Genomic DNA, 13,550 nt, shown 5'->3' with positions numbered 1-13,550 from the left:
CGAGGTGAAGGCTCCGGAGGGGTGGCCTTCACCTCGCTGTCTCGTTCACAGCTTCGTCTTGTCGAACGCGTAGCCGACCATCCAGGTGGGCTGCAGCCGCAGGTAGACGATGTCGTCCGCCCAGCTGGACGGCGAGCTGCCGTAGTGGTTGACGAGGTGCTCCTCGATCTCCTGGAAGTCCGGGTGATCGGTGCCGAGGAACTCGACCGCGCCGTGGCTGAACACGCCGATCCGCTCGCCGTCGACGTACGACACGCTCGCCGCCGACCGCCGCTTCAGCTGCCGCGCCTTCGCCGCCGACCCGGACGTCGTGAACACCCACCGCGCGTGCAGGAAGTGCCCGTCGACCGCGCTGATCCGCGGCTCGCCTTTGGCCGTGACCGTCGCCAGATTGAGCGTGCACATGCCGGTCAGGAACCGCGTCAGCTCCTCCGCGTCGAGCTTGCGCGGGCCTTTGATGATGTTCTTCAGGTGCTGCGTGGATTGTGCGTACGACGCGTCCAGCAGGTCCTGCAGCGCCGTGACTTCCGCCACTGTCTCCCTCATGTTGGGCAGTCTGACACCAGGCGCGGACATAAACCGTCCGGTAACCTCGCTGCATGTCAGCCCGCGTGCACGTCGTCACCGACTCCACGGCTGGCCTGTCCACGCACGAGGTGCTCCGGCACCCGCTGACCGTCGTACCGCTCCAGGTCGTGATCGGCGGGACGTCGTACGACGACGGCGCCACCTCGGCCGACGCGGTCGCGGAGGCGCTGAAGACGTTCACGCCGGTCTCGACCAGCCGCCCGGCGCCGCAGACCTTCGCCGACACGTACGCGAGCTGCGCGAAGGAGGGTGCCTCGGCGATCGTCTCGGTGCATCTGTCCGGTGACATGTCCGGCACCTTCGAGGCGGCCATGATCGGCGCGAAGGAGTCGCCGATCCCGGTGCGCGTGGTCGACTCCCGCTCACTCGGCATGGGTCTCGGCTTCCCGGTCCTGGCCGCGGCCGCCGCAGCCGCCGCGGGGGAGGACCTCGCCGGCGTCGAGGCGGCAGCACGCGCCCGGATGAAGACCGTCTCGACGTACTTCTACGTCGACACCCTCGAGTACCTGCGCCGCGGCGGCCGCATCGGCGCCGCCCAGGCCCTGTTCGGTACGGCGCTGGCCGTCAAACCCCTGCTCACCATCAAGGGCGGCCGCATCGTCCCGCTCGAAAAGGTCCGCACCTCGTCCCGCGCCATCGCCCGTCTGGCCGACATCGCGGTCCAACGCGCCGGCGACACCCCCGTCCACCTGGCCGTCCACCACCTGGCCAACCTGGAAAAAGCCCAGTCCCTGGCCGACGACCTGGCCACCCGCCTCCCCCAGGCCAAAGAAGTCTTCGTCCGCGAAGTAGGCGCCGTCATAGGCGCCCACGTAGGCCCCGGCCTCCTAGCCGTAGTAGTAGCCCCCGACTAAGCCTTCGGGCGGTTCTCCACAGGTTGAAAGTGGGGGGCGGTTGGCGGGTTGCAAACTCGTACTTTCTTGGGCGTGAAGGTTTTTCGGCGTGGTCCGGTGGACGAACCGGGCGCGCGGGAGCGTGCACTCGCACGCCTCGGCGCCCGGCCACCGGAGCACGCCCTCGGCGAACTCCCGGAGGTGCGTGATGAGGAGCGTGATGAGGTGGTGCGAGGCGGCTGGATCCCCGAACCCGTCCGGCCCGAGCGACTACGAGACGCCCGCTGGACCCTGTCCCCACGCCATGTCGTCGTCCTGGCCGCCGTCCTCGCGATCGGCATCGCCTGGGCCGCCTGGTCCGTCTTCCACAGCCGCCCCGAGACCCTCCCCGACACCCGCCCAACCACCGCCGCCACCGGCACACCCGTCACCCAACCTGGCAATCCACCCACCACCGGACAACCCGGCAACGCGACCACGCCTGGGCAACCCGGCAAGGCATCGACCCCCGGCTCCAACACCGGACAACCCGGCAACCTGTCCACGCCCGGCTCCACCGGCCAGCCCGGCACAGGTCCGTCCAACCCGACTCAGCCGTCCTCGGGAGGTCCACAGGCAGTTGTGGTCGTGGACGTCGCCGGCAAGGTACGCCGTCCCGGTCTCGTCCGCGCCCCGACCGGCTCCCGCGTGGCCGACGTACTCGCGCTCGCCGGCGGTCCACTCCCCGGCGTGGACCTCACCACCCTCAACCTCGCCCGCCAAGTCACCGACGGCGAACAGATCCTCGTCGGCCTCCCGAACGCACCCCCGCCCACACACCCACCCGGATCCAGCACGACCAACAGCAGCCCGACGCCAGCCGCCACCGACCCCGTCAACCTCAACACCGCCACCCTCGACCAACTCGACGCCCTCCCCGGCGTCGGTCCCGTCCTCGCCCAGCGCATCCTCGACTACCGCACCCAGAACGGCCCCTTCACCACCATCGACCAACTACAGGAGGTCCCAGGCGTAGGTCCCAAGAAGTTCGACTCCCTCAAACCCCATGTCCGCCTCTGACCCCGACGACCGACTCGACGCCCGCCTTCTCATCCCAGCTGCCACTGGCTGGCTCACCGCAGTACTCCTCCTCAACCAGCGGCCCCTGACCGCCGCAATCGCCGCCACCACAGCCCTGGCGCTGGCCATCACCGTCGCCCTCATCCTCCGCAGGAAGCCCACGACCTGGGCCAGCTCCGGCTGGACCGCAACCGGCTCGCTGGTCGTCATCGCAGGCCTGGCAACAGCCGCCGCCCTGCAAACCACTGCCCTCCGCGCCGGGCCTGTCCACGACCTCGCCGCCGACAACGCAACCGTCACCGTCCGCCTCAAGATCGAAGGAGACCCGTCCCTCCGCCAAAGCACCACCAGCCGCCGCCCGCCGTACGTCGTCCTCAAAGCCACCATCGAGGAGGTCCGCACCCGCACCGCCACAACCCGAGTCCGTACGCCGGTCCTCGTCATCGGCACCATCAAGTGGCAGACCGTCAGATTCGGCCAGCACGTCAACGCCAACGGCAGACTCCAACAAGTCGAGGACGGCTCCGACGTCGCCGCCATGCTCTCCACACGCTCGCCCCCGCGACCCGTGGACGAACCACCCTGGTGGCTGCGAGCCGCCGAGCACGTCCGCGCCGGCCTCCGCGAAGCAGTGGCCAAAGAGCCCGACGACGTACGCGGCCTGGTCCCAGCACTAGTGATGGGAGACGAATCCGCCCTATCCACCGATCTCAACCAAGATTTCCAAACCACCGGCCTGACTCATCTGTCCGCGGTGTCCGGCACCAACCTCACCCTGCTCCTGGCGTTCCTCCTCCCGGTGGCCAGGCTGCTCGGAGTACGGGCGCGCGGCTTGACCGTGGTCGGTGTGATGACGGTCGTGGTGTTCGTCATCCTCGCCAGACCACAGCCGAGCGTGCTCCGAGCGGCTGCGATGGGTCTGATCGCGCTGGCAGCAATGACGACCGGGGGAGCGCGGCGACGAGCTGTGCGCACTCTCTCGTTCGCCGTGATCGTGCTGCTTCTCCTCGATACTTCCCTGGCGCGCTCGGCCGGGTTCGCGCTCTCGGTGCTCGCGACCGCGGGCATCGTGCTACTCGGCCCGGGCTGGCGGGACGCGTTGGCGAAGTGGCTGCCGCGTTGGTTGGCCGAGGCGATCTCGTGCCCTTTGGCTGCTCAGCTCGCGTGTACGCCGATAGTCGCGTGGCTGTCCGGCCAGGTCTCGATGGTCGCGGTCGGGGCCAACCTCCTGGCCGGACCGGCGGTCGGACCGGCCACGATCGTCGGCTTCACAGCGGCCGGGGTCGCCTTGCTGAGCACGTGGTTGGCGCAACTCGTCGGCTGGGTTGCGGGCTGGCCGGCGCGCTGGATCATCGTCGTCGCCCGCGAAGGCGCCGGTCTGCCGGGAGCAGCGAACGCCTGGCCCGCGACGGCGGTCGGCGTCGCCGTTCTCACCCTGCTCTGCGTGGCGCTCGTGCTCGGCCTGCACCGCATCCTGGTCCGCCCGATCGCCATGGTCCTCGCAGTTGTTCTGCTCGCGGTCGTCCTACTGCGTCCGGTCGGTTCGCTCGGCCGGGCGCCGCGCGACTGGCTGTTTGTGATGTGTGACGTCGGACAAGGAGATGGTTTGGTGTTAAGAGCTGGCGATCGTACGGCGGTAGTCGTCGACACAGGCCCGGATCCGGCCGCGATGGATCGGTGCCTGCGGGATCTGCGGGTTGAGCACATCCCGGTTCTCGTGCTCACTCATTTCCACGCGGACCATGTCGGCGGTCTGGCCGGAGTCCTCAACGGCAGACGGGTCGACGAGATTGAAGTGACGCCGTACTTCTCGCCGCCGGCGGAGTACCGGCGGGTGGTCGAGCTCGCGGCGCGGCACGGGATCGGTCTGCGGATCGTCGCGTACCAGGAGCGACGCGTGGTCGGTGCGTTGAGCTGGACCACGCTGTGGCCGGCGCGAGTACCGGCGCTGCCGCCAGCCGGTACGTCGTCCGCGACGCCGACCGACGAGGGGTCGCCGGAGAACAACGCGAGCATCGCGATGATGGTCGAGCTCTCCGGCCTGCGGATCCTGCTCACCGGCGATCTCGAACCCGAATCCCAGCGCGCCATCCTCGCGACCGGCGCCGACCTGCGCGTCGACGTACTGAAGGTCCCGCACCACGGCTCTGCACGGCAGGACCCGACGTTCATCGCAGCAACCAATGCACGACTCGCGCTGATCTCGGCCGGCCGCGACAACGACTACGGTCATCCCGCGCCGAGGACGCTCGATCTCCTGTCCCACGACTCGTTCCGCACCGCCACGACCAACACCACCGGGACCCTGACCGTCGCCAACCCGCAGAACCACCTGACCCTCACGACCTCCGGGCATGCGCCATGACCTCAGTGCGAGTCCAGGTCACCACTCGCTGCCTGCCGGCTGTCAGCAGATCACTGCCCGCCGTCGGCCCCGGCCGTCAGCAGGTCACTGCTCGCCGCGGCCCCCGCCGTCAACTGAACGTGACGGCTGAGGTAGGGACGGTGTTTTCGGGTTGGTCGCCGAGGGCCCAGGCGGCCACGCGGGAGACGATCTGGGCCGGGATGGCTTCGATGACGCCGGGAACTGCGGGAGCCTCATAGGTAGCGTGGGCGTCGTGGGGCAGGACTACTCGGTAGCCGCGGGCCAGGGCCGTGCGGGCCGTGGCTTGGACGCACATTTCGGACATGACCCCGCAGATTGCGAGGGAGCGGACGCCGGCGGCGACCAGGATCTGGCCCAGCGGGGTTCCGTCGAACCCGTCGTCGCGCGGTTTGCGGATGACGTGCTCGCGTGGACCCGGCTTCACCGGGAGGTAGAGCTCCCAGCCGGGGGAGTCAGGCTCGTCGTCGGCGCCAGGCGGTCCGTCGTTCTGGAGGTGCACGATCACCGCGTCGGCCTCGCGGGCGCGGTCCAGCAGTTGGGTGACGTGCTCGAGGAGCGGACCTGCTTCAGGCACGGCTCCCTCGCCGGAGACGAACGCTGTCTGCACATCGACCACGATCAACCCGTCGACGGGCCGTACTTCTGAACTCATCCCGCCATCCTCGCTGGTGCGGCCAGGGGTTGGCACGGGATTTGTCGGGGTGGCGTGGGATGCTGGCTCGGTGGCTGGTCGTAAGGGGTCTGCGCCGAAGCTCGGCGACGTGTTGCTGGTGACGGGATCCGAGTCGTTCCTTGCCGACCGGGCGGTGCGATCGGCGATCGCGGCGGTGTCGAAGGGCAGCACGGATGTCGAGGTGACGGACGTCGAGGCGTCCACGCTGGACATCGGTGTGTTCGCGGAGCTCACCGGTCCGTCGTTGTTCGCCAGCGAGCGGGTGCTGGTGCTGCGCGCCCTGGAGAACCTGCCGAGCGAGATGGCGCCACACCTGATCGAGTACGCCGGGAAGTCCGCGGACGACGTACTCGTCGTGCTCGTGCACTCCGGTGGGCAGAAGGGCAAGGCCGTCCTCGACAAGTTGCGGAAGGCATCGGTCAACGAGGTGGTCGCGACCGCGCCGAAGACGTGGGAGCTGCCGCAGTTCGTGGCCGGGGAGATCCGCCTGCACGGCGGGTCCGTCGACGAGGGCGCGGCGTCCGCGTTGGTCGACGCGGTCGGGCACGATCTGCGGGCGCTCGCCGGCGCGTGTTCACAGCTGGTGTCGGACTCTGGCGGTCAGGCGGTGACAGCCGAGCTGATCGGGCAGTACTTCGGTGGTCGCGCGGAGGTGACGAGCTTCGCGGTCGCCGACGCGGCGATCGCAGGCCGGACCGAGCCGGCGCTCGAGCAGCTGCGCTGGGCGCTGGATTGCGGGGTCGCGCCGGTGCTGGTGACGAGTGCGATGGCGGGCGGGTTGCGCGGGTTGGCGAAGTACGCGAGTGCGCCGAGCGGGATGCGGGAAGGGGACCTGGCGCGCGAGGTCGGCGTACCGCCGTGGAAGCTCAAGCAGCTGAAGCAGCAGTCCCGGGGCTGGACGCCGGGCGGACTGGCGGCCGCGATCAAGGCCGTCGCCCAGGCCGACGCCGACGTGAAGGGCGCGTCCGGCGACGCCGGCTACGCCCTGGAACGAATGATCATCACGGTCAGCCGAGCCCACGGCCGCCGCTGACCAACCCGCCAGGAGCCAGTCCCCGAGCCCGAGCAGGGGCCCGGGACCTCGTCCCTGAGCCCGAGCAGGTGCACGGGACCTCGTCCCCGAGCTCAAGCAGGCGCAGCCGGGCGGCCGGTTTGGGCACGCAAAAACGATCGGCCGGTCGGAGACGGGCCGATCGTTCGGGGGTGCGTCAGCAGACGCGACCCGGATGCGTCAGAGCGACGCGGCCTTCTTGAAGATGGCCGACTTGCGGTTCGCAGCCTGGTTGGCGTGGATGACGCCCTTGCTGACGGCCTTGTCGAGCAGGCGGCCGGCCTTGCGCGCGGTGTCCTGCACCTTGTCGGCCTCGCCGGCGTCGACGGCCTCGTGGAAGCGGCGAACAGCCGTCTTCAGGGTCGACTTCACCGACTTGTTGCGAAGTCGCGCAGCCTCGTTCTGGCGGTTGCGCTTGATCTGGGACTTGATGTTCGCCACGTGAGCAGAGCCTCGATCAGGAGTATGCGGTCAATACAGGATGGTGTTGCGGCGCACGGCTGAGCACCACCCGTGAGCGCGCGAAGAACCAGATTACCAACAAGCCCCACCCACCTCCAAACCGGCAGTCCTGCCGGGCCGGGGGAGCGCGCAGGCGAAGGTCAGGCCCGGGTGGATGCCTCGGCCGCGGATTTCAGGCGGGTGAGGGTGGTGTGGATGCCGTCCGCGTTACGCGGCACGCGGTCGCCGAAGAAGGGGCGGAAGAGGTGCCTCAATCCGCGCGGCCGGTGGTCGGTCCAGGATTCGGTGACCTCGCAGCCGTCCGGGGTCGGCTGGAGCTTGTACTCCCAGAGGGAGATCGGGATGGGCCCGAAGGTGATGTGGAAGGTGAATCGGCGCCCGGGTTCGGCGGCGACGACACGGCCGAAGGTGAACCAGCGGATCAGCCCGACGCGGTTGTGACCGATGAAGCGAGCCCCCAGCACCGGCCCGGAGCCGGCGGACCAGGTGACCCGCGTGCACTCGGGGCTCCACTCGCTCATCCGGGGTAGATCGCTGACCAATGAATAAAGGGCGTCGGTGGAGGCGTCGACCGCGATCGTCTCGGTCAGGTCCGGCATCGGGTAATCCCTTGCTCTCGGCACACAAGCGGTATGCCGAGCGTGACAGCAGGGACCGCTGACGGCATACTCGGGCTGCCCGTGACCCTTGTCACGGGCAGCGAGCCACCGCCGCCCTGGAGGACATTCAGTGACCCGCAAGCGCCCTGCGATCCTGGTCGCCACCGCACTCGTCGCCGCAGCCGCCGGCGTACCCGTGCTGGTGAACGCCGCTCACGCCGACCAGAAACCAGCCGATCCGCAGGTGAAACGCTCCGCGACCGGGTCGTACATCGTCCAGCTGGACGACTCCCCGGTGACGGAGTACGACGGCGACATCGCGGGCCTGGCCGCGACGAAGGTCCTCCCCGGCGGCAAGCTCCTGAAGACCGCCACCAGCGTCGTCGACTACGTCCAGCACCTGGCCACCGAGCGGACCGACCTCCTTGACCAGGTCCCGGACGCCAAGAAGCTCTACGACTACAACTACACGTACGCCGGTTTCTCCGCCGAGATGTCGTACGACGACGCCGTCAAGCTGGCCAAGTCCTCCGGCGTGAAGAGCGTCGAGCCGAGCGACATCGAGCACGCGGATACCGTCGACACCCCGCGCTTCCTCGGGCTGTCCGGCAAGGGCGGCGCGTGGCAGCAGGCGGGCGGGGTCGACAAGGCCGGCGACGGCGTGATCATCGGCATGATCGACTCCGGGTACACGCCGGAGCGGCCGAGCTTCGCGCCGATCAAGACCAGCAAGCACTCCGACGCGCTCGTCGCGAAGAAGTGGAAGGGCACCTGCCAGGCCGGCGAGGAGGCGCCAGTCACCTGCAACAACAAGGTGATCGGCGCCCGGTACTTCGACAAGGGCATAGGCACCCGCCCGATCCCGGAGGAGTACAAGTCGCCGCGCGACTACGGCGGCCACGGCACGCACACCGCGAGTACCGCGGCCGGCAACTACGGCGTCGACATGACCGTCATGGGCCGTGACTACGGCAAGGGTTCGGGTATGGCGCCGCACGCCCGCCTGGCGATCTACAAGGCGCTGTGGGCGGTCGACGCGACCGGCGCCGGCAGCGGTACGGACGCCGACATCGTGGCCGCCATCGACGCCGCGGTCTCCGACGGCGTGGACGTGATCAACTACTCCATCTCCGGCAGCGGATCGTCGTACGTGAACGCCACCGGTCTCGCCTTCCTGCGCGCGGCCAAGGCGGGCGTGTTCGTCGCGACCAGCGCCGGCAACACCGGTCCGGGCGACGCGACCGTCGGCAAGCCGTACCCGTGGGTGATGACCGTTGCCAACGGCACCCATGACCGCGACATCCAGACCACCCTCACGCTCGGCAACGGCAAGACCTACACCGGCGCGGGCATCGGCGCCGGTACGCCGCAAGCTCCCGTGATCCTCGCCAAGGACGCCGGACTCGACGGCGCCAACCCCGCCAACCTCACCCTCTGCCAGGCCGGCACGCTCGACCCGGCCAAGGTGAAGGGCAAGATCGTCGTCTGCGACCGCGGCGTCAACGCCCGCGTCGACAAGAGCCTGCAGGTGAAGAACGCCGGCGGCGTCGGCATGATCCTGCTCAACCTCACGCCCGGCACGCTGGACTCCGACCTGCACACGGTTCCGACGGTCCACCTCGACGACACCAAGTCGGCCGAGATCAAGGCGTACGTCGGCGGGACCGCGAACCCGACCGCCACGATCAGCGCCGGTACGCCGGTCCGCGTCGTCGCGCCGAAGGTCGCCGCCTCGTCCAGCCGCGGGCCGTCCGTGGCCGGGAACGGTGACCTGCTCAAGCCGGACATCATGGCGCCGGGCACGAACGTCCTGGCCGCGACGACCGCGTTCAGCGCGGCCGGTGGCGAGTACGCGTTCATGAGCGGTACGTCGATGTCCACGCCGCACGTCGCCGGGATCGCGGCCGTGCTGAAGAGCAAGCACCCGACCTGGTCCCCGATGGCGATCAAGTCCGCGCTGATGACGACCGCCACCGACCAGGACACCGCGGGCAAGCCGATCCAGAACGACTCCGGCTCACCGGGCAACCCGTTCGGGTACGGCGCCGGTCTGGTGCAACCGAAGCTGGGCATGGACCCCGGCCTGGTCTACGACTCGTCGTACCCGGACTGGACGAAGTTCGTCTGTGGCAGTGGGCAGGTGCCGAGCACGCACGAGCTGTGCGCCAACGGCAAGATCGACCTGAGCGACCTCAACTACCCGACGATCGCCATCGGCGACCTGGCCGGCAAGCAGACCGTGACCCGGACCGTGACGAACGTCGGCAAGCTGCCGGAGGTCTACTTCCCGAAGGTCGAGGGTCTGAAGGGTCTCAAGGTGACCGTGTCGCCGCGGATCCTGGTCACCCTGCCCGGGCGCAGCACGACGTACAAGGTGACGATCGAGAACGACGGTGCGCCCCTCGAGCAGTACGACTTCGGCAAGCTCGTGTGGAAGTCGGCGAGGCATACAGTCAGCAGCACGCTGGCGATCAAGCCGCTGACGGTGAAGGCGCCGACCCAGGTCAACGGCACTGGGACGAGCGGATCCGTCGAGGTCCCGCTCAGGGCCGGGTACGCCGGGACGCTCAACACCACCGCCCTCGGCCTGACCCCGGCGACCGTCAACGACGCGACGCTCAAGAACCCGGGCGGGGTGTCGTTCCCGACCACCGCGCCCAAGGCCAACGACCACGTCGCGAAGTTCACCGCGGACATCCCGGCCGGTACGACGTACGCCCGCTTCTCCACCTTCGACGCGGACTACCCGGCTGGCACCGACCTGGACGTCTTCGTCTACAAGGCCGGCACGACGACCCTCCTCGCCAGCAGCACCGGCGGCACAGCCGAGGAAGAGGCCAACCTCCCACAACCCGCCGGCGGCCCCGTCGACATCTACGTCGACCTCTTCGCCGGCGCCACCGAGCAACCAATCAAACTCAACCACTGGCAACTCCAGAACCCCGAAGGCAACCTCACCGTCACTCCTGCCACCCAGCAGGTCCAGGTAGCAGGCGAAACCGCAGTCACCGCCACCTGGTCCAACCTCACCCCCACCACCCGCTACCTCGCCCAACTCCACTACACCGACGGCGCAGACGGCTCCGGCAACACCATCCTCCGCGTCGACAGCTAACCGACGAAAGGCGGCCCCGAACCCCAGGGCCGCCTTCGACAGAGAATGGTCAGGGCTTGACCGCGCCCAGCATCTCAAGGCCCCCCGCGGTGCGGAGGACCTTGCACTCACCCGTGGCGACGCTGCAGCGGTACATCCGCTGGACTCGCTTGTCCTCGGCCACCGCGATGAGGTTCGTCGGATCCTCGAAGACAGCGGCGGAGAACACTGACTCGACCCGGCCCGGCAGCCGGAGCGCAGTGGTCGCGCCGGTGTACAGGTCGAGGGCGACCTTCATCTGGTTGCTGAACAGCGTGCGGCCGTCCGGTGAGACCGCCGCGTGAAAGCTCGAGTCGGACGCGCCGCAGTACTCGTGCTCGGCGACGAACGCGTTGTCCCGCAGTACCCCGATCCGGGGGCAACCCTTGGGGGTGTAGTCGAGGAGCTTGCCGGTCGCCGGCACGGCCTGGACGAACAGCGGGCTCTGGATGCCATGCACCTCCTGCGGCTGGCCTTTGCCGGGCTGCCACAGGAAGGACTTGTTCGTACTGTGGCTGAAGTCGCCCAGGATGATCCCTTCCTTCGCCCAGGTGATGACCCCTGCGCCGTTGACCGGCGGCTCGAGGGCCGTAACCTCCCTGCCGGTGCCAAGATCCAGCACGACGATCTTGTTGTGGGCTTGGGGCGTGCCGAACCGGAGCCACACCTCGGCCGCGAGTTGTTCGCGGTCGGGCGAGTACTTTGGGCCGTCAGCGCCCTTCGGGCCGAGCGGACGGACCTTGCCGGCGGAGTCCAGTACAGCCAGCTGGCTGTACTTCGGATAGCCGGTCTCGATCAGCCAACTGTCGTCCCCGAAGCGGCCGAGCACGTTGCCGTGGGTGCCCGGGTTCTTCACGGTCTGCCCGTGGTCGTAGAGAGTCCGCCACCAGGTATCGAGCGGATTGTCGGTGTTGTCCTGAACGGTGACCGTGTACGGGATACGCGGTGCCGCGCCGGACACCGGGCCCTTGGTCGGCGCCGCCGGTGTCGGGGTGGCGGCCGAGTTGGCTCCGCCCTTGTGGGCCAGTCCGGTCAGGAACGGGACCAGCAGGACCAGGACGGCGCCGATGCTTGCCGCGGCCAGTGTCATCGGGAGCCAGCGGGGGCGGGTGGAGGTGGTGGTGGTGTCCAGGTGGAGGGCGGGGGCGGGGGTGGTGTCGGGGATGGTGTTGGCTGCGGCGTGCAGGTAGTCGCGGAGGCGGGTTTCGGTGTCGGTCATCGGAGTTCCTCGAGTTTCTTGGTGAGCGCCGTGAGGCCGCGCGACGCGGTCGAGCGGGCGGTGGATGCGCTGATGCCGAGGATCTCGGCGATCTCCTCGAACGGGAGGTCGAGGTAGTAGCGCAGGACGAGCACCTCGCGGGGGCGGGTGGACAGCCCCTGGAGCGCCCGGCGTACCTCCTGGCGTTGCTCGCCGAGGACGGCGGTGCTCTCCGCGGAGTCCTGTGGCGCCTGGTGCGGTGGGGTGTAGAGGCGGGCCACCCGGCGGCGCCGCAGCGCGGACCGGCTCGCGTTGAGCACGGTCGAGCGCAGGTACCCGAGCGCCTTGTCGGAGTCCTTGAGCGGCCATCGCCGGTACAGCTGGGCGAACGCCTCCTGGACTATGTCTTCGGCTGTCTGTCGGTCATCGATCACCAGGACGGCCAGGCGCACGAGACCGCGCCACTCCCGGCCGTACAGCGCTGTCACGGCGTCACGTGCCTCGCCGCCGGCCGCCACCTGGTGAGGATGCTGCTCGATACTCACCACTGGATTCGTCACACCCTGAGAGACGTCCGTCCGGCCGGAACGCTGCATCAGAGCCGATCGCGTACCCAGCCGAGGTGGGCGAGGGCGCTCTCCCGCTGCCATGCCCTAATAGTGGGGAGCCCAGGGGGCGCCGGCTGCGCCGAACCCCACCACAGCCCGCCTCCCACGGCCGCGATGAACCCGGTGATCGCCTCATCGTCAGGCAGCTCCGGCAGTACGACGGACTCGCGCATCTCGGCGTGCAGGATGACCGTGTCGGTCCAGCGGGGCGCCAGCCCCGGATGCGCCCAGTCGATGAACACCACCCGGTCGTCGGTCAGGATGATGTTGTCCGCCCGGAGGTCGTAGTGCGCCAGCGCCTTGCCCTCGGCGAGTGCGCGGAGGCCAACGCGAGCCAGCTGGGCGAACTGCTCAGGGTCGACCCAGGACGGTACGGCGAGACCGTCGGCCAGCACGCTGTCCCACCGGCTCAGGAACTCCCGGCTCCGCTCAGCCACCACAGGTGCGTCCGGCCAGGGTGACGGGTCCAGGGCGTCCGTCAGCTCGGCCACCGCCTCCAGGACTCGGTCCGCCTCGTCCTGCACCCAGGGATGCGACGGCAGGCGGCCGGCGATGTCCTCGAACAGCAGGCCGACCCAGTCCCCGTCGTCGTACACGTCGTACAGCTGAGGAGCCATCGGCAGCGGGCCGATCGCCTGCATCGCCACGATCTCCTGGCGGAACAGGCTGGGCGTCTTCGGGTTCAGCGACGTACCCACGGCCTTGACGAAGGCGCGGCGGCCGGACGCGGTGACCAAGCGGGCCGCAGTACCGGGGGAGAAGCCGCCCTGCTGTGTCGTGGCCGAGACGACGACGGAACCGAGGGTGCGCTCCACCCAGGTGGTGAGTGCGGTGGGCAGGTCGGAGTAGGGCAGCCTGACCCCAGCAGCGTGCGCCATACCTCACCACGCTATCGGGCCGTCGCCAGTGATTTTCGAATCTGCTGGACCCCCATGGGATGATTGACCGGATATCACCCGA

General features: G+C 69.2%; 12 protein-coding genes. 5 read left to right on the top strand and 7 right to left on the bottom strand.

Annotated features, from left to right (window positions below; all coding sequences use genetic code 11):
- Window positions 1-45: 45 nt before the first annotated feature.
- Window positions 46-546 (bottom strand): pyridoxamine 5'-phosphate oxidase family protein, encoded by a 501-nt coding sequence (locus AB0E69_RS39100; protein ID WP_360158770.1) that lies wholly within the window; start codon window positions 544-546, stop codon window positions 46-48.
- A gap of 53 nt (window positions 547-599) precedes the next feature.
- Between AB0E69_RS39100 and AB0E69_RS39095 the strand changes: the two genes are divergently transcribed.
- The 3 genes from AB0E69_RS39095 to AB0E69_RS39085 all read left to right on the top strand — a co-directional run bounded on the left by AB0E69_RS39095 (window position 600) and on the right by AB0E69_RS39085 (window position 4,845).
- On the top strand, window positions 600-1,442 hold the full coding sequence (locus AB0E69_RS39095; protein ID WP_360158767.1) for a DegV family protein: 843 nt from the start codon (window positions 600-602) through the stop codon (window positions 1,440-1,442).
- 72 nt (window positions 1,443-1,514) lie between these two features.
- A complete protein-coding gene (locus AB0E69_RS39090) occupies window positions 1,515-2,480 on the top strand; it encodes a ComEA family DNA-binding protein (RefSeq protein WP_360158764.1) in 966 nt (321 codons plus the stop codon).
- A complete protein-coding gene (locus AB0E69_RS39085) occupies window positions 2,467-4,845 on the top strand; it encodes a ComEC/Rec2 family competence protein (RefSeq protein ID WP_360158761.1) in 2,379 nt (792 codons plus the stop codon). The genes AB0E69_RS39090 and AB0E69_RS39085 overlap by 14 nt, the downstream gene beginning before the upstream one ends.
- 109 nt (window positions 4,846-4,954) lie before the next feature.
- Here AB0E69_RS39085 and AB0E69_RS39080 read toward each other — a convergent pair whose 3' ends face one another.
- Window positions 4,955-5,518, bottom strand: coding sequence for an isochorismatase family protein (locus tag AB0E69_RS39080; RefSeq protein WP_360158758.1), 564 nt, complete (start codon window positions 5,516-5,518; stop codon window positions 4,955-4,957).
- 70 nt (window positions 5,519-5,588) lie between these two features.
- Between AB0E69_RS39080 and holA the strand changes: the two genes are divergently transcribed.
- The gene (gene holA / locus AB0E69_RS39075; protein WP_360158755.1) at window positions 5,589-6,572 is read left to right on the top strand and encodes a DNA polymerase III subunit delta; all 984 of its coding nucleotides are present in this window, start codon (window positions 5,589-5,591) and stop codon (window positions 6,570-6,572) included.
- A gap of 198 nt (window positions 6,573-6,770) precedes the next feature.
- Here holA and rpsT read toward each other — a convergent pair whose 3' ends face one another.
- Window positions 6,771-7,031 (bottom strand): 30S ribosomal protein S20, encoded by a 261-nt coding sequence (gene rpsT / locus AB0E69_RS39070; protein WP_360158752.1) that lies wholly within the window; start codon window positions 7,029-7,031, stop codon window positions 6,771-6,773.
- Between the two features lie 161 nt (window positions 7,032-7,192).
- Window positions 7,193-7,651, bottom strand: a complete 459-nt coding sequence (locus AB0E69_RS39065) for an SRPBCC family protein (RefSeq protein ID WP_360158749.1) — start codon at window positions 7,649-7,651, stop codon at window positions 7,193-7,195.
- Between the two features lie 130 nt (window positions 7,652-7,781).
- On the opposite strand from AB0E69_RS39065, the gene AB0E69_RS39060 reads away from it, so the two are divergent.
- Window positions 7,782-10,766 carry a S8 family serine peptidase gene (locus AB0E69_RS39060; RefSeq protein ID WP_360158746.1) on the top strand — a complete coding sequence of 995 codons (2,985 nt, stop codon included), beginning with the start codon at window positions 7,782-7,784 and terminating at the stop codon, window positions 10,764-10,766.
- 49 nt (window positions 10,767-10,815) lie between these two features.
- Here AB0E69_RS39060 and AB0E69_RS39055 read toward each other — a convergent pair whose 3' ends face one another.
- The 3 genes from AB0E69_RS39055 to AB0E69_RS39045 are packed head-to-tail and all read right to left on the bottom strand — an operon-like array spanning window position 10,816 to window position 13,468.
- Window positions 10,816-12,003, bottom strand: coding sequence for a hypothetical protein (locus AB0E69_RS39055; RefSeq protein ID WP_360158743.1), 1,188 nt, complete (start codon window positions 12,001-12,003; stop codon window positions 10,816-10,818).
- Window positions 12,000-12,542 (bottom strand): sigma-70 family RNA polymerase sigma factor, encoded by a 543-nt coding sequence (locus tag AB0E69_RS39050; RefSeq protein WP_360158740.1) that lies wholly within the window; start codon window positions 12,540-12,542, stop codon window positions 12,000-12,002. The genes AB0E69_RS39055 and AB0E69_RS39050 overlap by 4 nt, the downstream gene beginning before the upstream one ends.
- 35 nt (window positions 12,543-12,577) lie before the next feature.
- Window positions 12,578-13,468 carry a hypothetical protein gene (locus AB0E69_RS39045; RefSeq protein ID WP_360158737.1) on the bottom strand — a complete coding sequence of 297 codons (891 nt, stop codon included), beginning with the start codon at window positions 13,466-13,468 and terminating at the stop codon, window positions 12,578-12,580.
- Window positions 13,469-13,550 lie beyond the last annotated feature (82 nt).

Origin of the sequence: Kribbella sp. NPDC026611 (genome assembly GCF_040638345.1) — a bacterium.
GTDB lineage: Bacteria > Actinomycetota > Actinomycetes > Propionibacteriales > Kribbellaceae > Kribbella.
This window is presented reverse-complemented; position numbering and strand designations above follow the sequence as displayed.